The 18,300-nt window shown below is 58.1% G+C and carries 17 protein-coding genes and 1 pseudogene; 4 read left to right on the plus strand and 14 right to left on the minus strand.

Features of this window, described 5'->3' with window-relative positions; translation table 11 throughout:
- Positions 1-3: 3 nt before the first annotated feature.
- The 6 genes from H8S56_RS06790 to H8S56_RS06815 all read right to left on the minus strand — a co-directional run bounded on the left by H8S56_RS06790 (position 4) and on the right by H8S56_RS06815 (position 6,143).
- Complete coding sequence (locus H8S56_RS06790; protein WP_187518195.1) at positions 4-495, minus strand: nuclear transport factor 2 family protein; 492 nt, start codon at positions 493-495, stop codon at positions 4-6.
- Positions 496-579: 84 nt separating this feature from the next.
- Positions 580-1,812, minus strand: coding sequence for a CynX/NimT family MFS transporter (locus tag H8S56_RS06795; protein ID WP_187518196.1), 1,233 nt, complete (start codon positions 1,810-1,812; stop codon positions 580-582).
- 167 nt (positions 1,813-1,979) lie between these two features.
- Positions 1,980-2,744 (minus strand): amino acid ABC transporter ATP-binding protein, encoded by a 765-nt coding sequence (locus tag H8S56_RS06800; protein WP_004886196.1) that lies wholly within the window; start codon positions 2,742-2,744, stop codon positions 1,980-1,982.
- Positions 2,745-2,754: 10 nt separating this feature from the next.
- Positions 2,755-3,852, minus strand: a complete 1,098-nt coding sequence (locus tag H8S56_RS06805) for an amino acid ABC transporter permease (protein ID WP_024694801.1) — start codon at positions 3,850-3,852, stop codon at positions 2,755-2,757.
- 10 nt (positions 3,853-3,862) lie between these two features.
- Complete coding sequence (locus tag H8S56_RS06810; RefSeq protein WP_024694800.1) at positions 3,863-5,044, minus strand: amino acid ABC transporter permease; 1,182 nt, start codon at positions 5,042-5,044, stop codon at positions 3,863-3,865.
- Between the two features lie 70 nt (positions 5,045-5,114).
- The gene (locus H8S56_RS06815; protein ID WP_024686414.1) at positions 5,115-6,143 is read right to left on the minus strand and encodes an amino acid ABC transporter substrate-binding protein; all 1,029 of its coding nucleotides are present in this window, start codon (positions 6,141-6,143) and stop codon (positions 5,115-5,117) included.
- Between the two features lie 482 nt (positions 6,144-6,625).
- On the opposite strand from H8S56_RS06815, the gene H8S56_RS06820 reads away from it, so the two are divergent.
- Both H8S56_RS06820 and rhlB read left to right on the plus strand, forming a co-directional pair.
- Positions 6,626-7,285, plus strand: a complete 660-nt coding sequence (locus tag H8S56_RS06820; protein WP_024686413.1) for an alpha/beta hydrolase — start codon at positions 6,626-6,628, stop codon at positions 7,283-7,285.
- A 273-nt stretch (positions 7,286-7,558) separates the two neighbouring features.
- Positions 7,559-8,869, plus strand: a pseudogene (gene rhlB, locus H8S56_RS06825) (ATP-dependent RNA helicase RhlB); the annotation flags it as partial.
- An 84-nt stretch (positions 8,870-8,953) separates the two neighbouring features.
- Here rhlB and H8S56_RS06830 read toward each other — a convergent pair.
- The 8 genes from H8S56_RS06830 to H8S56_RS06865 all read right to left on the minus strand — a co-directional run bounded on the left by H8S56_RS06830 (position 8,954) and on the right by H8S56_RS06865 (position 15,167).
- Positions 8,954-9,604 carry a DUF799 domain-containing protein gene (locus H8S56_RS06830; protein ID WP_024686411.1) on the minus strand — a complete coding sequence of 217 codons (651 nt, stop codon included), beginning with the start codon at positions 9,602-9,604 and terminating at the stop codon, positions 8,954-8,956.
- Positions 9,601-10,002, minus strand: a complete 402-nt coding sequence (locus H8S56_RS06835; RefSeq protein WP_050586944.1) for a DUF4810 domain-containing protein — start codon at positions 10,000-10,002, stop codon at positions 9,601-9,603. The genes H8S56_RS06830 and H8S56_RS06835 overlap by 4 nt, the downstream gene beginning before the upstream one ends.
- A complete protein-coding gene (locus H8S56_RS06840; protein WP_024686409.1) occupies positions 10,002-10,685 on the minus strand; it encodes a CsgG/HfaB family protein in 684 nt (227 codons plus the stop codon). Before H8S56_RS06840 ends, H8S56_RS06835 begins: the two co-directional genes overlap by 1 nt.
- A gap of 207 nt (positions 10,686-10,892) precedes the next feature.
- Positions 10,893-11,342 carry a molybdopterin synthase catalytic subunit MoaE gene (gene moaE, locus H8S56_RS06845; RefSeq protein WP_187518198.1) on the minus strand — a complete coding sequence of 150 codons (450 nt, stop codon included), beginning with the start codon at positions 11,340-11,342 and terminating at the stop codon, positions 10,893-10,895.
- 2 nt (positions 11,343-11,344) lie between these two features.
- Positions 11,345-11,590, minus strand: a complete 246-nt coding sequence (gene moaD, locus H8S56_RS06850) for a molybdopterin converting factor subunit 1 (RefSeq protein WP_024686407.1) — start codon at positions 11,588-11,590, stop codon at positions 11,345-11,347.
- Complete coding sequence (gene moaC / locus H8S56_RS06855) at positions 11,587-12,072, minus strand: cyclic pyranopterin monophosphate synthase MoaC (protein WP_024686406.1); 486 nt, start codon at positions 12,070-12,072, stop codon at positions 11,587-11,589. The genes moaD and moaC overlap by 4 nt, the downstream gene beginning before the upstream one ends.
- Positions 12,073-12,299: 227 nt before the next feature.
- Positions 12,300-13,694, minus strand: coding sequence for a PhoH family protein (locus H8S56_RS06860; RefSeq protein ID WP_024686405.1), 1,395 nt, complete (start codon positions 13,692-13,694; stop codon positions 12,300-12,302).
- Between the two features lie 294 nt (positions 13,695-13,988).
- Entirely contained in the window at positions 13,989-15,167 is a 1,179-nt protein-coding gene (locus tag H8S56_RS06865) for a polysaccharide deacetylase family protein (protein WP_187518199.1), read from the minus strand.
- A 183-nt stretch (positions 15,168-15,350) separates the two neighbouring features.
- On the opposite strand from H8S56_RS06865, the gene yaaA reads away from it, so the two are divergent.
- Together yaaA and H8S56_RS06875 are read left to right on the plus strand one after the other, a co-directional pair.
- Positions 15,351-16,130 carry a peroxide stress protein YaaA gene (gene yaaA, locus H8S56_RS06870; RefSeq protein WP_187518200.1) on the plus strand — a complete coding sequence of 260 codons (780 nt, stop codon included), beginning with the start codon at positions 15,351-15,353 and terminating at the stop codon, positions 16,128-16,130.
- Between the two features lie 813 nt (positions 16,131-16,943).
- A complete protein-coding gene (locus tag H8S56_RS06875; protein ID WP_024686402.1) occupies positions 16,944-18,260 on the plus strand; it encodes a nucleotide sugar dehydrogenase in 1,317 nt (438 codons plus the stop codon).
- Positions 18,261-18,300: the final 40 nt, after the last annotated feature.

The raw sequence follows: 18,300 nt of genomic DNA on the forward strand, positions 1-18,300 counted from the left end.
GACTCAGGCACGGCGGCTCTCGGTATAGGTTTTGAGTCCCTTCTGAGCCTGACCGCGAATGGCGTTTTGCACCACCGGTGTCCAGCCCAGCAACAAACCTTTGGCACCCAGTGCCTGACGCGACCAGCGCCACAGGTCGAAATGATCGTGGTGTTCGCAAATCAGGCCGTCGCGAAAGACAAAGCGCGCCTGTATAGCGTTGACCACCGTGCGTCCGGTCTGGCTGAACAGGTAAGTGGCGACCCAATGAGCGGTGCCGGAGCGATCATCGGCACGTACCTGATCGAACACCACCGAAAAATTCTTGGCACGCGAGGTCAGCATGCGCCACATATCGCTGGCCTGACTGCCACGCAGCTCGCCAAATACCGGATCGCTGAACAGCACGTCGTCGGTGTAGCAGGCGCTCATGGCCTCGGCATCCAGTTGGGCGAACGCCTCATAAAAGCGGGTGATGAGCGCGCTATTGGCCTGACTCTCTTCTTCGTAACTCATGCGTGCAGATCCCTTGGCAAAAGATGCGTGCACGATAAGCGGCAAACGCGCCGGGAGCCACCAACATTTAGCAAACAGATACGGTTACCGAACCTTCTCACTGCTCACCTGCACATACAACGAGCGACCTGCGCCCATGCCGGCGATCATCGCGCCGAGACCCAGCACAGCGAAGATCCAGCCAATCGAGTTCCAGCTGCCCGTCACATCATGTACGACGCCGACCGCAAACGGCCCCATCGAGGCGATGGTGTAGCCAAAACCCTGCGCCATGCTCGACAGGTTCGAGGCAACGTGGGAGTCACGCGAGCGCAAAACGATTAACGCCAACGCCAGGCTGAACGTACCGCCCTGCCCCAGGCCCAACAGAATCGCCCAGCCCCACAACCCTTCGAGCGGGGCGTACAGGCAGCCGAACAATCCGGTGAGGGTCAGCGACATGACCAGCATGATCGCCAGACGCTGGTCCTTGCCGCGCGTCGCCAGCCAGGGTGCGCTCAACGCGCTGATGACCTGCACGATGATCGAACCCGACAGCAGCAGCCCGGCCTGGGTCGGGGTCATGCCGCGGCCGATCAGAATCGACGGCAACCAGCCAAAGACAATGTACGACAGCGACGATTGCAGCCCCATGTAAAGCGTCACCTGCCAGGCCAGCCGGTCACGCAGCAAGCCTTTGACGCGATAAACGTCGCGATGCGTGCCGTGTTTTTCCCGGGCCTGTGGCAACCAGAACAGCGCGGCGATCAAGGCCGGGATCAACCAGAAACCCAGACCAATCTGCCAGCTGTCGCCGAAATACTGACTCAACGGCACCGTCGATCCCGCAGCAATCGCTGCGCCCAGACACAATGCCATGGTGTACACACCCGTCATGGCGCCTGCTTGTTTCGGGAAGTCACGTTTGACAATGCCCGGCAGCAGCACACCGATGACGCCAATGCTCGCGCCCGCCATCAGGCTGCCGGTGAACAGGCCGAACTCACCGAACAGGCTGCGCACGGCCAGCCCCGACGCCAGCATCAGCAAAATCACCAGCACCACGCGCTCACTGCCGAAACGACGCGCCAGAATCGGCGCCAGCGGCGCGAACAGGCCCAGGCACAACACCGGCAAGGTGGTCAGTAAACCAGCTTCGGCAGCGGACATGCCCAGGCTGTCGGAAACGTTATTGAGCAGCGGCGCAATGCTCGACAACGCGGGGCGCAAATTGAGGGCGACCAGCACCAGGCCCAGCAACAACAGCCAGGGGCGCTTGAGAATCGGGTCAGTCGGGGCAGCAGCAGCGTGGGGGCTTGGTTGAGCCTTGGCAGTCATCAATTTCTCGGCAATCAGGTGTGTCGACCCGTTTCAGGGGGCAAGTATCCTGTTGGAGAATGATAGGGAATACAAGGTTCAGGCGAGATTGCATACAAACGCGATGCCTGCGCCCAATACGAAAAAACCGGGCGCAAGGCCCGGTTTTCTGTGTGACGGCTGTGAACTCAGTGAATGATCTGACTGAGGAACAGCTTGGTACGGTCGCTTTGCGGGTTGTCGAAGAAGTCGTTAGGCGCGGCCTGTTCGACGATTTCACCCTTGTCCATGAAGATCACCCGGTTCGCCACGGTGCGGGCAAAGCCCATCTCGTGGGTTACACAGAGCATGGTCATGCCTTCTTCAGCCAGGCCCACCATGGTGTCGAGTACTTCCTTGACCATTTCCGGATCGAGTGCCGAGGTAGGCTCATCGAACAGCATGATCTTTGGCTTCATGCACAGTGCACGGGCAATCGCTACACGCTGTTGCTGACCGCCGGAGAGCTGGCCCGGAAATTTATGCGCCTGCTCTGGAATGCGTACGCGCTCCAGGTAATGCATGGCGATTTCTTCGGCTTTCTTCTTCGGCATCTTGCGCACCCACATCGGTGCCAGCGTGCAGTTCTGCAAGATGGTCAGGTGCGGGAACAGGTTGAAGTGCTGGAACACCATGCCGACTTCACGGCGAATGGTTTCGATCTGCTTCAGGTCAGAGGTCAGCTCCGTGCCATCAACGATGATGCGGCCCTGCTGGTGTTCTTCCAGACGGTTCAGGCAGCGAATGGTGGTCGACTTGCCCGAACCCGAAGGGCCGCACAATACGATTCGCTCGCCCTGACGCACATTCAGGTTGATGTCCTTGAGCACATGGAACTGGCCGTACCACTTGTGGACGCCCTCCATGCGGATCATGCCTTCAGCGCCCAGAGGCTTGGTGATAACTTCACTCATGTCAAAACTCCTAACGCTTGTGGCCTGTGTCCAGCTTACGTTCCAAGTGCATGGAATAGCGGGACATACCGAAACAGAAGATCCAGAACACCAGGGCCGCGAAGACATAGCCTTCTGTGGCCATACCGAGCCATGACGGATCGGCAGTGGCTTGCTTGACGCTGTTGAGCAGGTCGAACAGGCCGATGATGATCACCAGGCTGGTGTCCTTGAACAGGGCAATGAAGGTGTTGACGATGCCGGGGATGACCATCTTCAACGCCTGCGGCAGGATGACAAGACCCATGCTGCGCCAGTAGCCCAGGCCCATCGCGGCAGCCGCTTCGTACTGCCCCTTGGGAATGGCCTGCATACCGCCGCGCACCACTTCGGCGATGTACGCCGACTGGAACAGAATGACGCCGATCAGCGCCCGCAGCAGTTTGTCGAAGTTCATCCCTTCAGGCATGAACAACGGCAGCATCACCGAAGACATGAACAGAACGGTGATCAACGGCACGCCGCGCCAGAACTCGATGAACGTCACGCACACCACACGCACAGCCGGCATGTTGGAGCGACGCCCGAGCGCCAGCAGAATACCCAGCGGCAAGGCGCCGACGATGCCCACGGTAGCAATCACCAGGGTCAGCATCAGACCGCCCCACTGGCTGGTCGGTACGTTGGTCAGACCAAACGCGCCGCCGTGCAGCAGGTAGAACGCAACGATCGGGTAGATCACCAGAAAGCAGACGCCGTACACAGCCTTGCGCGGAAACTTCGAAATGAACAGCGGCGCAGCACCGACAATCGCCAGGATTGCGGTCAGATCGACCCTCCAGCGCAGTTCATTAGGAAAGTAGCCGTACATGAACTGACCGAAGCGCTGCTCGATGAACACCCAGCAGGCGCCCGCCTTGGTGCAGTCTTCCTTGGTCGTGCCGATCCAGTTGGCGTCCAGCAAGGTCCAACTGAGAATCGGCGGAACGACCAGATAGATCAGATACAGCGACAACAGGGTCAGCAGGGTGTTGATCCAGCTGGAGAACAGGTTCTGCCGCATCCACGCGACCGGGCCGAACACTTTGCCCGGTGGTGGCATATCAGGTTTGAAAGTATGAGTCGTCATGCGCTTTTCCTCACCGCTCGATCAGCGCAATGCGCTTGTTGTACCAGTTCATCAGCAGGGAAATGCTGATACTGATCGCCAGGTACACACTCATGGTGATGGCAATGACTTCGATCGCCTGCCCGGTCTGGTTGAGCACCGTACCGGCAAACAGGGAAACCATTTCCGGGTAACCAATGGCTGCGGCCAGCGAAGAGTTCTTCGCCAGGTTCAGGAACTGACTGGTCAACGGCGGAATGATCACTCGCAGAGCCTGCGGAATAATGACCTTGCGCAACGTCGGCCCAGGGCGCAGCCCCAGCGAGCGGGCGGCTTCGGTCTGGCCGTGGCTGACCGACTTGATACCGGAGCGCACGATCTCGGCGATGAACGCCGCCGTGTAGATGGTCAGTGCCAGCGTCAGGGAGATCAGTTCAGGGATCAGCACCCAGCCGCCAACAAAGTTGAAGCCTTTGAGCTGCGGCACTTCCCAATGCACCGGGCTGCCGAAGATCAGCGTGCTCAAGCCTGGAATCACCAGCAACAGCGCGAGGCCCACCCAGAACTTGTGAAACGGCTCGCCGGTTGCCTCGAACCGCTTGTTGGCCCAGCGCACCATCATCACAACCGCGATCACCGCGACCACGATACTGATCAGAAATGCCCATGCGCCCTCGGCAGGCATTGCTCCGGGCATGTTGAGCCCGCGACTGCTGACGTAGAACATGTCCAGGTAACCATGTGCCTGACGCGGACCGGGCAGCGTGAGGAATACGGCGGTGTACCAGAACAGGATTTGCAGCAGTGGCGGAATGTTGCGGAAGACTTCGACATACACGGTTGCCAGCTTGCTGATCATCCAGTTCGGAGACAGGCGAGCGACACCAATGACAAAGCCCAGCAAGGTCGCCAGGACAATACCGATAACCGATACCAGCAGGGTGTTCAGCAAACCAATGACGAACACACGAGCATAAGTGTCCGATTCGGTGTAGTCGATCAGGTGCTGAGCAATGCCGAAACCGGCACTGTTTTCAAGAAAGCCGAACCCCGAGGTAATACCACGGTGTTGCAGGTTGGTCTGGGTGTTGTCGAACATGAACCAGCCCAACGAGATCACCGCTACGACAGTGATGATCTGAAATAACCACGCGCGCACTTTCGGATCGCTCAGAGTGAGCTTTTGCTTGGGTGCGACGATTTGCTTTTCCATGAAAGGCCCCAGGAAAAATCCAACAGAACAACGCCCGACAGGCTGGGAAGCCTGTCGGGCGCCGGGTCAATCAGCGAATAGGCGGAGCGTACTGGATGCCACCAGCGTTCCACAGGGCGTTTTGACCACGCTTGATTTTGAGCGGGGTGGACTCACCCAGGTTGCGTTCGAACATCTCGCCGTAGTTACCTACCTGCTTGACGATCTGCACGACCCAGTCCTTCGGCAGCTTGAGGTCTGCACCGTAGGTACCGTCAGCGCCGAGCATACGGGCAACGTCCGGGTTCTTGGTCGACTTGGCTTCTGCTTCGACGTTCTTGGAGGTCACTTTGGCCTCTTCGGCGTTCAGCATGGCGAACAGGGTCCACTTGACGATGGAGAACCATTCTTCGTCGCCCTTACGTACGACAGGACCCAGTGGTTCCTTGGAGATCACTTCCGGAAGAACGACGTAGTCGTCAGGCTTGGCCAGCTTGCTGCGCTGTGCGTAGAGCTGCGACTGGTCGGAAGTCAGCACGTCGCAACGGCCGCCTTCCAGCGACTTGGCGCTTTCATCGGAGGTGTCGAAGGTGATCGGCGTGTATTTCAGGTTGTTGGAACGGAAGTAGTCGGAGACGTTCAGCTCGGTGGTGGTACCGGCCTGGATGCAGATGGTTGCACCGTCCAGTTCCTTGGCACTGTTGACGCCCAGCTTCTTGTTCACCAGGAAGCCGATGCCGTCGTAGTAAGTCACACCGGCGAAGACCAGGCCCATGCCCGAATCGCGCGAGCTGGTCCAGGTGGTGTTACGCGAAAGGATGTCGATCTCACCCGATTGCAGTGCAGTGAAACGCTCTTTGGCGTTCAGCTGGCTGAACTTGACCTTGGTGGCGTCGCCAAAGACTGCAGCGGCTACTGCGCGGCAGACGTCAGCGTCGATACCGGTGATCTTGCCGGTAGCATCTGGAACGGAAAACCCTGGCAGGCCATCGCTGACGCCGCACTGAACAAACCCTTTCTTCTTAATAGCATCGAGTGTGGCACCTGCGTTGGCAGCCCCCGCCACGCCAAGTGCTGCTAATGCTGTTACGACCGCCAGGGTGGATTTCAACATCTTCATTCAAAATCTCCAGTTTGCTCTTTGTTGTGTAGGAGCTTCAGTGGCGTCGCACCCTTGTGAGGCATAAATGACCCGTGCTGGCTTTTTTTTGGGTCATGCGCGCCGGACCTGAATCATGAACCTCGCGTACAAGATGATCTCGCCATGCGTGTTCATTATTCGAAACGGTCCCTGGACTGTTACCCCGTGTTTTCCCGAACCCGAACGGTACAGGTTGAATCGTGCCGAGAAACCTGTCGCATGGACTTCCGTGCTGCTTTTCGACCGTTACAACTAATAGCTTTATAGTGTTACCGAACGATGAGAGCACTCAGTCTCCAGTCGTGCTGTAGCAAAGCCCGTACCAGCATGCCGACTGAGTTGAATTAGCGGCAGGTCAAGACAAAAAGTTGCACCCTTGCGACATCTTCTTTCATATTTAAACAGGCAGTGCACTTTATTAATGCGCCCGAAAAGCGCCAGCGCACAACAATGGAGCAGTCATGAGCGAACCCTTGATACTAGAACCGTCCGGCACCCCTGATGCGTGCGTCATCTGGTTGCACGGCCTGGGCGCCGACCGCTACGACTTCATGCCGGTTGCCGAAGCCTTGCAAGAGCAACTGCTGACGACCCGATTCGTGTTACCACAGGCGCCAAACCGCGCCGTCACGGTCAATGGTGGCTATCAAATGCCCAGCTGGTATGACATCAAAGCCATGAGCAGCGAGGCCCGCGCCATTGATCACGATGAGATGGAAGCCTCGGCACAGCAGGTGCTGAACCTCATCGAGCAGCAGCGCGACAGCGGAATCGACCCTGCGCGGATCTTTCTGGCAGGCTTTTCCCAGGGCGGCGCGGTGGTGTTACACACCGGCTATCGGCGCTGGCAAGGACCGCTTGGCGGTGTGCTGGCCCTTTCCACTTATGCCCCTACATTCAACGATCAGATGACCCTCTCCGCCAGCCAGCAGCGCATTCCGGCCTACTGCCTGCACGGTCAGCATGACGAAGTGGTGCATAACGCGATGGGCCGGACCGCTTACGAGCACCTCAAGGCCCAAGGTGTCACCGCTCAATGGCAGGAATACCCAATGGGGCACCAAGTGTTACCGCAGGAAATTCACGATATCGGTGTATGGCTGGCTGAAAAGCTTCGCTGAAATCCGATTCGCGACGCTCTGGACCGAGAGGCTCTGTAGCGCATTGCGGATGACACTACGCCGAGCACGGTTCTTGCTTTACACTGCTCGGCGTACATTCCTTAACCAATTGACGAGATGACCGTGCTCAAAGCACTCAAAAAGATGTTCGGTAAAAGCGAGGCCGAACCACTAGCGCCCGCTCCGGCAGCACCCATCCCCACCCCTGTCGTGCCCGTTCAGAACCAGAATCAGGGCCAAAGCCAGGGGCGTCCTGCCCAAGTGACTGACAAGCCCGCCGAGCCCTCCAGCACGCGAGCACCGCGTCCCGACAAGCCCAAGGCCGAGCGCCCGCGTCGTGAACGCGTGGCCAAACCGCCCGCGCCAGCCTGGAAGCTCGAAGATTTCGTCGTTGAACCGCAGGAAGGCAAAACCCGTTTTCACGACTTCAACCTTGCACCGGAACTGATGCACGCCATTCAGGACCTGGGTTTCCCTTACTGCACGCCGATTCAAGCGGGCGTATTGGGTTACACCCTCAAGGGTAAGGACGCCATTGGCCGTGCCCAGACCGGCACCGGCAAGACCGCAGCGTTTCTAATTTCGATCATCGAGCAACTGACCCAGACCCCGCCACCCGCCGAACGCTATATGGGTGAGCCCCGTGCGCTGATCATCGCGCCGACCCGGGAACTGGTGGTGCAGATCGCGAAGGACGCTGCCGACCTGACCAAATACACCAACCTGAACGTCATGACGTTCGTCGGCGGGATGGACTTCGACAAGCAGCTCAAGCAGCTTGAAGCGCGCCACTGCGACATTCTGGTTGCCACACCGGGCCGTCTGCTGGATTTCAACCAGCGCGGCGAAGTGCACCTGGACATGGTCGAAGTCATGGTGCTGGACGAAGCCGACCGCATGCTGGACATGGGTTTCATCCCGCAGGTGCGTCAGATCATTCGGCAGACACCGCACAAAGGTGAACGCCAGACCCTGTTGTTCTCGGCTACCTTCACTGAAGACGTGATGAACCTGGCCAAGCAATGGACGACGGACCCGTCCATCGTCGAGATCGAGTCGTTGAACGTGGCGAGCGACAACGTCGAACAACATATTTATGCCGTGGCCGGTGCCGACAAGTACAAGCTGTTGTACAACCTGGTCAACGACAACGGCTGGGAACGCGTCATGGTCTTTGCCAACCGCAAGGACGAAGTGCGACGCATCGAAGAGCGCCTGGTGCGTGATGGCGTCAACGCTGCGCAACTGTCCGGCGATGTGCCCCAGCACAAACGGATCAAGACGCTGGAAGGCTTCCGCGAAGGCAAGATCCGCGTCCTGGTGGCGACAGATGTGGCCGGTCGCGGTATTCACATCGATGGCATCAGCCACGTGATCAACTTCACCCTGCCGGAAGTGCCTGACGACTACGTACACCGTATCGGTCGCACCGGGCGTGCGGGTGCAGACGGCGTGTCCATCAGTTTTGCCGGTGAAGACGACTCGTATCAGTTGCCGGCCATCGAAGAAAAGCTGGGCCGCAAGATCAGTTGCGAAACGCCGCCGACCGAGCTGCTGCGAGCCGTCGTACGTCGCACGACCTGACTCCGCGCAAGCGGCCATAAAAAAGCGCAGCCCGTGACGGGTTGCGCTTTTTTTTGCCTGCTGAAGAATCGGAACGACTATGAATCAGTCAGAACCGTACTTCGGTGAACGCGGACCGTAGAGCAGACCGGCCGGACGTCCCGCCGAGAGCAGCCGATTGCTGGCAATGCCGGCAATCGGATGGCTGGCGTCGGTGGAGCTGTTGATGATCTGCTTGACGGCCGCAGTAACCAACATGCCGACCAGACCGCCGCCGCTGTTGTTGCCACCTTCGTCGCTGGACGCGGACGCTGCGCCGGTCCACAAAGCAGCACCGGTGCGCAGATCCACCAGCCTGGCCGTGACGGTCACGACGGTCTGGCTGCTGATCACGATGTAGCTGGTGCCGTACTGCTTGACCGTGATGTACAACGCCGCATCCGCACCGAAGATCTCCCGCAGCTTGGCCGGTGATGTGGCCTGGATGTCGTTGGCGTCGGTCAGGCCATTATTGCGAAACGTCTCGTCGACCAGCGCGACGGGCAAAACATAGTAGCCGGACTCTGCCAGTGGATAAGTCACCTGCGAGAACGTGCTGTAGGTCGCCTTGATATCGGGTGACTCGTTGATCGGTGGCAGCACCAGAATCGAACGTGGTTTGCTCTCCTTGAAGGCGGAGTAGTCAACGGTTTTCGGGGTGGCGCAACCCGACAACAGGGCCAGCGCAATCAGGCCCATGGCTATTTTCAGTTTCATTTGGCGGCTCCTGCCTTGGCGTTCTTGAGCAGAAAGTCCATGTAAGTAGCCGACTCGGGAAACAACGCCTTTTCGGTACGCAACTCCTGAACCATCTGATCATCCTTGCCCAGGCTGCCGTAGAGCATGCCCAGTTGAGCGTGATACCCAGGTGGTGGGTTGGCATTACTGGCGCGGATCTTCTGCAGATCCTCTTCCAGTTGTGCGACCTGAGCCTCCTTGGATTCACCCTTGAAATACTCATACACCTCGGGCTGGTAGCTGCCCCACTGGTAGAGGGTTTTCGGTTGTGGGGCGCAACCTGTGATAAACACGCCAGCGACGACAAGCGTTGCGAGACAGCGCAACGAACTGCTGTTATGACTTCTCAACACTACAAATCCCTTTTTTGACCGCATCAGTTGGCGACTGGCTTCCACGCGCCGCTGTCCAGCGCACGCACCATGTTGTTGACGGCCTCGCGCATGGCCAGGTCCAGCACCTTGCCATTGAGTGTCGAGTCGTAGCTGGCGGTTCCACCGAAACCGATCACTTCACGGTTGGACAGCTCGTACTCGCCCGCACCCTGGGTCGAGAAGACCACTTCGGAAGTACTGATGTTGACGATGTTCAGTGCGACTTTCGCGTAGGCGATCTGCGACTTGCCGCGACCCAGCAGGCCGAACAGTTGATGATCGCCGGTTTCCTTGCGACCGAACTCGGTCACGTCGCCAGTCACCACATAGTCAGCGCCTTTCAGACGCTGGGCCGTGGATTTAATGGTGGCTTCCTGCTTGATCTCCGCCATATTGTCTCGATCCAGCACATTGAACCGATTGGTCTGTTGCATGTGAGTGATCAGAATGGTCTTGGCCTGGCCGCCGAGACGGTCGACGCCGTCGGAAAAGATCCCGCGCATGTAGCTTGAGCGATTGTCGAATTTACCCACTGCAACCGGGTAACGAAGGCCGCTGTAGGCAACGCTTGCACTCTCGACCTTGGCAACCGGCAAAGCCCGGGAGCTCTCCGTTGCACAGCCACTCACCAGCGCCAGCGTCAATGCTGTCATCCCTGTTGCCACTACTTGCTGCAGTCTCTTCATGTCCATACTCCGGGCTTGTTGCCATGGCATACGGTCCTCACGCCGCAATCGACAGATAGCAGCACGCGGACGAAAGATTGAATGAGCCCTGCCGAGGACGGCATGACCGGCACGTTTGACAGTGTTTTTTCAGATAGTTGCAAAGTCAGCCCGTCAACTTCACATATGCGTCGAAAACACCGCTGCAAGCGTGCAGCTAAACCTGGATCATTTCCAACGGTCAACTGCCTGATGATCGCTGTGGCGCCCTTCGACCCAACGCTCGCCTTCGGGCGTGTTCTCGCGCTTCCAGAAGGGCGCGCGGGTCTTGAGGTAGTCCATGACAAAGTCGCAGGCCTCGAATGCGGCCTGACGGTGGGCGCTGGCAACGCCGACAAACACGATCGGCTCACCGGGCTCCAGCACGCCGACCCGATGCAGAACGTCGAGTCTGAGTAACGGCCAGCGCTGCTCGGCTTCGGCAACGATCTTCGCCAACGCCTTTTCAGTCATGCCGGGATAATGCTCCAGAAACATGCCGGACACTTCGCGACCGTCGTTGAAGTCACGTACGTAACCGATAAAGCTCACCACTGCACCAATGCCGACATTAGCCGCATGCAGTGCATTCACTTCAGTCCCGGGATCGAACGCTGCCGACTGCACGCGAATCGCCATGATCAGCCTCCGGTCACGGTCGGAAAGAACGCGACCTCATCGCCGTCCTGTATCGGCTCGTCGAGCTGACACAGTTCCTGATTGCGCGCGCACATGACGTTCTGTTCACCCAACACCTGCCAGGCCTCGCCACGCTGCAGCAAATGCTGACGCAAGGCGTCCAGCGTCGCAAAGTCACCCTCGACCCGCTCGCTGTCCAGGCCTAACGCTTCGCGATAACGGGCAAAGTACTGGACCTGCACGCTCATTGACCCGCCCCTCCATCTTCAGCGACAAAGTGACCGCTCTTGCCGCCTAGCTTCTCCAGCAGACGGACCGACTCGATGACCATGCCGCGATCCACCGCCTTGCACATGTCATAGATGGTCAGCGCCGCAACGCTGGCGGCCGTCAGCGCTTCCATTTCCACACCGGTCTGCCCCGCCAGCTTGCAGCGCGCCATGATACGAACCGTGTCATCACCTTCGGCGGCCAGTTCGACCTTGACGCTGGTCAGCATCAACGGATGGCAGAGCGGGATCAGGTCGCTGGTTTTCTTCGCTGCCTGAATGCCTGCAATGCGGGCCACAGCGAACACATCACCCTTGGGATGGCCGCCGCTTGTGATCATTTGCAACGTGGTGGGCAGCATGCGCACGAGCGCGCAAGCCACGGCTTCACGGGACGTTACCGCTTTATCGGTAACGTCGACCATATTGGCGCGGCCTTGAGAATCGAGATGAGTGAGCACAGTTCTACTCCTGAACAGGAGCGGCGATTGTAAACCTAAAAACGCGGGAGGGGGCCGACCGGCCGCAGACAGCGCAGACGACGCGGGTCCAGGCCTGACTGAAAAAAGGTGCTACAGACGCCCTGCTTCCGGCGTCTGTGCAGCCCTTGTGGTGTGCAAGCTCGCGCCCACGAGCTTGCACTTCTCTAGCGACAATTGCGTATCACGCTGACGCTGAGCGTGAACAGTTACAAATGGCTCTCCGCATATTCGGCCAGTATCGAACGAGGTACGCCTTGCAGGGTGATGTGCACGCCGTTGGGGAAGTCCTTGAAGCGCTCCGTCAGGTAGGTCAGGCCCGAGCTGGTGGCTGACAGGTAAGGGGTGTCGATCTGCGCCAGGTTGCCCAGGCAGACCACTTTTGAACCCGCACCGGCACGGGTGATGATGGTTTTCATCTGGTGCGGCGTCAGGTTCTGACATTCGTCGATCAGGATCAGGCTTTGTTGAAAGCTGCGGCCCCGGATGTAGTTGAGGGATTTGAACTGGAGCGGGACTTTGCTGAGGATGTAATCGACGCTGCCATGAGTGCTTTCGTCATCCATGTGCAAGGCTTCGAGGTTGTCGGTGATAGCACCAAGCCATGGCTCCATTTTTTCCGCTTCGGTGCCGGGCAGGAAGCCGATTTCCTGATCGAGCCCCTGAACGCTACGGGTCGCGATGATGCGGCGATAACGCTTGGTGACCATTGTCTGCTCGATGGCAGCGGCGAGGGCCAGAATGGTTTTACCCGAACCTGCGGCACCGGACAGGTTGACCAGATGAATGTCGGGATCGAGCAAGGCGAACAGGGCCAGGCCCTGATAAATGTCGCGCGGCTTCAAGCCCCAGGCTTCCTGATGCAGCAGAGGTTCCTGGTGCATGTCCAGAATCAGCAGTTCGTCGTTCTTGACGCCCTTGATCCAGCCGACAAAACCTTGCTCGTCAACGATGAACTCGTTGATGTGTACCGCTGGAAGGGCTTCATTCAATTGCACGCGGTGCCAGGTACGTCCGCGCTCCTGGCGCGTATCGACTTTGCTGACCCGATCCCAGAAGGAGCCGGTCATGTCATGGTAGCCACGGGACAACAGCGAAACATCGTCCACCAGCTGGTCGGTGCTGTAGTCCTCGGCGGCGATGCCACAGGCGCGCGCCTTCAGGCGCATGTTGATATCTTTGGTGACCAGCACCACGCTCAGGTCCTTGTTGCGCGCGTGCAAATCAATCAATTGGTTGATGATGATGTTGTCGTTCAGGTGTTCCGGCAGCAGGCTGTTGGGCTCTTCACGCTTGCTCATCAGAATCGACAGGAAGCCTTTGAACACGCCGGTGCCGCGATCGATCGGCACGCCTTTCTCGACTTCTTCCGGGGACGCCTCGCCCAGCGTCTTGTCGATCAGGCGAATCGCCTGCCGGCACTCAGCGGCTACTGAATGTTTACCTGCCTTGAGTTTGTCCAGTTCCTCCAGAACGGTCATGGGGATGGCGACGTGGTGTTCTTCGAAATTCAGCAATGCGTTTGGATCATGGATCAATACATTGGTATCGAGCACGTAAAGGATTGGCTGGTTAGTGGAGGGGGTGCGTCCGTGATCATCCATACTCGCTCACCTTTGTAGTAGCCAGGCGACGCAGAACTGCAACAGGACTGCGCCACGAAAAGGCCGCCGGCGTCTTCCCTTCAGGCAGGGTAGACATGTTGCTCAAGGTGGGTCTTTGAGGACGCCACCTGTGTTGCAGGTTTCGGCGGTCTGTATTCGTAATACAGCAAAAGGGATGACAGAAAAAAGCTCTTTGACAGTTTTTTGAAGTTTATTTCACAGGATGACGAATAGCGCTTGGCGGACGTTCCCGGCGCGTTTACAGTCGGAAGTCAGCTATAGCCGATTTCCCCGTCACTCCCCCTCCGGCGCGTCGTCGTCACTCTCCTCCAGCCCTTGCTCCACGGGCGTTTCATACAGATTCCTGCAGTCATCCCAGACCAGCTCGCTCTGCGCGGTATTGGCCAGCAGCAAAGGCACTGCCGACTGCGCCTTGTCGGCGGTGTCGTGGAACACCACCGTGCCGCGACGCCACAACAGCATCAGCGTCAACACGCGGTCTCCGACCTGCTGCGCCGAGAGGCGACCGGTCTCGTCCTGGGATTCGATATTCCATAACGACACGCGCAAGTGCTGAGCGCGGAAATAGTCGCCGCTGTCGGCACGTCGATGGCCGTAGGGCGGACGAAACAAAGGCACGTAGTTGTCCGGCAGAATCTGCTGAACCAGCGCCACACTGCGCCCAATGGAGTCCTGCCAGTCCTGCCATTGGCTGTGCGAGCGATACTCCCAGCCCTGAATACCCACGCACTGCTGACGGTAGAGCGACTGCAGGCTGCTGGCCGAACTGCTGTCCAGACGACTTTGAAGACTCTTGCCCAGTACGAAGAACGTCGCCGTCATCTTCTGCTGGCGCATGAAGTCAGCCAGCCAGTCCGTGGCACCATCGGCTGCGCTCGGCCCGCTTTCGAAGTTGAGCATGAAGGTGCGGTCGGGCATCTCGTCGCCGCTCATTTCATCGGAGTTGTAACGCTCGATCTCGCTGCTGGTCTGCGGAAACAGCGCGGCCATGAACAACAGTTCGTTGAGGTAGCGCTGGTGAAAGACGGCGCTGGGTCTGGCCCAGGCGGCATAAAACGAACTATCGCCAACCTGGTATTCCTCGGCGCGCTGCCGCAACTGGTCCATGTCCTCGACCAGCACGCAGAAGTTGGCATCCTGCTCACAGCTTTTTTGAGCGTTCTGGTAGTTTTCCAGCAGGCGTGACCACAACCGGTGACGCACCACGTTCAGCGACGCCACGTTGACGTAGCGCAGCCCTAGGCGCTGCTTGAGGCCGTCCTCATCCAGCTTTTCGCTGAGAAACAACTGATGGGCGAAGGCAAGGATTTCGGCACGAGACGCCACGTCGAACAACGCAGGCGTCTCCAGGCGCTCGGGCCAGACACTACGATCCATCGTGGCGATGACCGGTGCGGCTGCCTGCGCCTGAACCCAGAACAGACCCGCGAAAACTGCTAGAACGATACGCAAACCCTTTGCCCTCTCACTCGACCTTCAACGCGCGCCACTATAGCTGATATAGGTGTCACGCCTGATGTCAGCTTGCATACAGACGCCTTGCAAATCACCAACAGGCTCTCTCTATTGCCACCATTACTGGAGTCGGGCGCTGGCAGCCCCTAGAATCCCTCGACGTTCAAAGGAGACGACTTCATGCTGATGGTGATTTCCCCAGCGAAAACCCTCGATTTCGAAACGCCACCCACCACCGGGCGTTTCACCCAGCCGCAGTACCTGGATCATTCCCAGGAACTGATCAGCCAGCTTCGTGAACTGACGCCGGCTCAGATCGCCGAGCTGATGCATCTCTCCGACAAGCTCGCAGGGCTCAACGCTGCGCGCTTCGGCAGCTGGAACCCGGCGTTTACCCTGGACAACGCCAAGCAGGCGCTGCTGGCATTCAAAGGTGATGTGTACACGGGCCTGCAGGCCGAAACCCTTGACGAAGACCAACTGGCTTACGCTCAGGATCACCTGCGCATGCTTTCCGGGCTGTACGGACTGCTGCGGCCTCTTGACCTGATGCAGCCTTATCGTCTGGAGATGGGCACACGCCTGGCCAATGCGCGCGGCAAGGATCTCTATGCCTTCTGGGACACACGCATCAGCGAATGGCTGAACCAGGCGCTGGTCGAGCAAGGCGATGACTTGCTGCTGAACCTGGCGTCCACCGAGTACTTCTCGGCGGTCAAACGCTCGGCACTCAAGGCTCGTATCATTGATACCGAGTTCAAGGACATGAAGAACGGCCAGTACAAGATCATCAGCTTTTACGCCAAAAAGGCACGCGGCATGATGAGCCGGTTCGTTATAGAAGAACGCATTAATACGCCCGAAGCCCTGAAGGACTTCAAAAGCCACGGCTATCGCTACAGCGCCGAGCACTCCTCCCCGTCCAAGTTGGTCTTTCTGCGCGACGTGCAGGATCAGTGACCGTGTCAATGTTATGTAGCGCTCAGGCGCTACATAACGCAGCCCCTTATTTCAACCCCTGAGCGACGGCTTTATGACGCCGGTTAAATGGCAACTAGCGCACCGCTTGTCCGACAAGAAAATTTCTCCGAAAAATAAACAATTTTTTTCGCTAGTAGCACTTTGATTTTTGCAAGTGATAGCACATTCATATCTACCGCCTTTAACCCCCGCCAACTAAGGCCCAAACAGAAAGTGCCATCATCGTGCGACTATTTGTGTCACGCCTTCGATACACGAAATTCTCCAAAACAGGACGAGCGGCCAGGAACTAAATACGAAACCTTACGTTCCTACATCCCGTAACAATTCTCGGCGACCCTGTAAGAGATCACTTACGGGCTAGCGAGGATAAAGGGACGTTACCAGCAACACTGTCTTATCCTTGGATAGGGCTGTAGGTACTGAAATTAAAACTCACATCACTAGTTGAAGTAGGTAGACAGGCGAAGCACCTGACAGGTGTGACGCGCAGGACTCGACAAGGACTGCCATGGCTCTGGCCAGCGGCTTTCAGTTCCTGATCCGCCGTCCGTCGCCACACAGGAGTCGTTTACTGCATCCAAGAGAGCAGGGCCCTGCCCCATCGGGACAGATCACTTGCCGCTTGTACTTAGTGTCATTTGAGTTCGCCTCGTTTGTTTAGGCACTCACTCATTAAATATGCCTGCGTTAGTTAGATGGCCTTCACAAGCCGTCCCGGCTGACGTGTGACATCTGCTGGCCAAAATTAATATCCAGCCAACTTATGGCGTGAAAATCGAGGAGAGTACGATGCGTATCAGCATCTTTGGTTTGGGTTATGTCGGTGCCGTCTGTGCCGGTTGTCTTTCTGCCCGTGGCCATGAAGTCGTAGGTGTGGATATTTCCAGCACCAAGATCGACCTGATCAATAACGGCAAATCGCCTATCGTTGAGCCAGGCCTGGAAGAGCTGCTGGCGAAAGGTATTCGCACAGGCAAACTGCGCGGTACCACAGACTTTTCCGAGGCCATTCGTGCCACTGATCTGTCGATGATCTGCGTGGGTACGCCCAGCAAGAAAAACGGCGATCTGGAACTCGACTACATCGAATCCGTCTGCCGCGAAATCGGTTACGTACTGCGTGACAAAACTTCCCGTCACACCATCGTGGTTCGCAGCACCGTACTGCCGGGCACCGTTGCCAATGTCGTGATCCCGATCCTGGAAGAATGCTCCGGCAAAAAAGCCGGCGTGGACTTTGGCGTGGCCGTGAACCCTGAGTTCCTGCGTGAAAGCACCGCGATCAAGGACTACGACCTGCCACCGATGACGGTCATCGGCGAGTTCGACAAGGCCTCGGGTGATGCTCTGCAATCGCTGTACGAAGAACTGGACGCACCGATCATCCGCAAGGACATCGCCGTTGCCGAAATGATCAAGTACACCTGCAACGTGTGGCACGCCACCAAGGTCACCTTCGCCAACGAAATCGGCAACATTGCCAAGGCGGTCGGCGTTGATGGTCGCGAAGTGATGGAAGTGGTCTGCCAGGACAAGGCACTGAACCTGTCCCAGTACTACATGCGTCCTGGCTTCGCATTCGGCGGCTCCTGCCTGCCCAAAGACGTGCGCGCCCTCACCTACCGAGCCAGCACCCTGGACGTTGATGCCCCGTTGCTCAACTCCCTGATGCGCAGCAACGTTTCCCAGGTGCAGAACGCCTTCGACATGGTCGCAAGCCATGACACACGTAAAGTCGCCCTGCTGGGTCTGAGCTTCAAGGCCGGTACCGACGACCTGCGTGAAAGCCCGCTGGTAGAGCTGGCGGAAATGCTGATCGGCAAGGGTTTCGACCTGAGCATCTACGACAGCAACGTCGAGTACGCACGTGTACACGGCGCCAACAAAGACTACATCGAATCGAAGATCCCGCACGTGTCATCGCTGCTGAATTCCGACTTCGATCAAGTCATCAATGACTCTGACATCATCATTCTGGGCAACCGCGACGAGCGCTTCCGTGCACTCGCCGACAAGACCCCTGAAGGCAAGCGTGTCATCGACCTGGTGGGCTTCATGTCCAAGGCCACCAGCGAAACAGGCCGTGCCGAAGGTATCTGCTGGTAAATCAGCCGCAAGCCACAAGCGCCAAGCTCCAGGCCACTCG

It is taken from the genome of Pseudomonas triticifolii, assembly GCF_014358015.1.
Lineage (GTDB): Bacteria > Pseudomonadota > Gammaproteobacteria > Pseudomonadales > Pseudomonadaceae > Aquipseudomonas > Aquipseudomonas triticifolii.

Bases quoted from the DNA above. Each gene is read 5' to 3' on its own strand.
- H8S56_RS06795 (WP_187518196.1), bottom strand. From the start codon at position 1,812: ATGACTGCCAAGGCTCAACCAAGCCCCCACGCTGCTGCTGCCCCGACT.
- H8S56_RS06805 (WP_024694801.1), bottom strand. From the start codon at position 3,852: ATGACGACTCATACTTTCAAACCTGATATGCCACCACCGGGCAAAGTG.
- moaE (WP_187518198.1), bottom strand. From the start codon at position 11,342: ATGGCGATTCGCGTGCAGTCGGCAGCGTTCGATCCCGGGACTGAAGTG.
- H8S56_RS06790 (WP_187518195.1), bottom strand. From the start codon at position 495: ATGAGTTACGAAGAAGAGAGTCAGGCCAATAGCGCGCTCATCACCCGC.
- H8S56_RS06815 (WP_024686414.1), bottom strand. From the start codon at position 6,143: ATGAAGATGTTGAAATCCACCCTGGCGGTCGTAACAGCATTAGCAGCA.
- moaD (WP_024686407.1), bottom strand. From the start codon at position 11,590: ATGAGCGTGCAGGTCCAGTACTTTGCCCGTTATCGCGAAGCGTTAGGC.
- H8S56_RS06835 (WP_050586944.1), bottom strand. From the start codon at position 10,002: ATGCGGTCAAAAAAGGGATTTGTAGTGTTGAGAAGTCATAACAGCAGT.
- H8S56_RS06800 (WP_004886196.1), bottom strand. From the start codon at position 2,744: ATGAGTGAAGTTATCACCAAGCCTCTGGGCGCTGAAGGCATGATCCGC.
- H8S56_RS06875 (WP_024686402.1), top strand. From the start codon at position 16,944: ATGCGTATCAGCATCTTTGGTTTGGGTTATGTCGGTGCCGTCTGTGCC.
- H8S56_RS06830 (WP_024686411.1), bottom strand. From the start codon at position 9,604: ATGAAACTGAAAATAGCCATGGGCCTGATTGCGCTGGCCCTGTTGTCG.
- H8S56_RS06810 (WP_024694800.1), bottom strand. From the start codon at position 5,044: ATGGAAAAGCAAATCGTCGCACCCAAGCAAAAGCTCACTCTGAGCGAT.
- H8S56_RS06860 (WP_024686405.1), bottom strand. From the start codon at position 13,694: ATGGATGATCACGGACGCACCCCCTCCACTAACCAGCCAATCCTTTAC.
- yaaA (WP_187518200.1), top strand. From the start codon at position 15,351: ATGCTGATGGTGATTTCCCCAGCGAAAACCCTCGATTTCGAAACGCCA.
- H8S56_RS06820 (WP_024686413.1), top strand. From the start codon at position 6,626: ATGAGCGAACCCTTGATACTAGAACCGTCCGGCACCCCTGATGCGTGC.
- H8S56_RS06840 (WP_024686409.1), bottom strand. From the start codon at position 10,685: ATGAAGAGACTGCAGCAAGTAGTGGCAACAGGGATGACAGCATTGACG.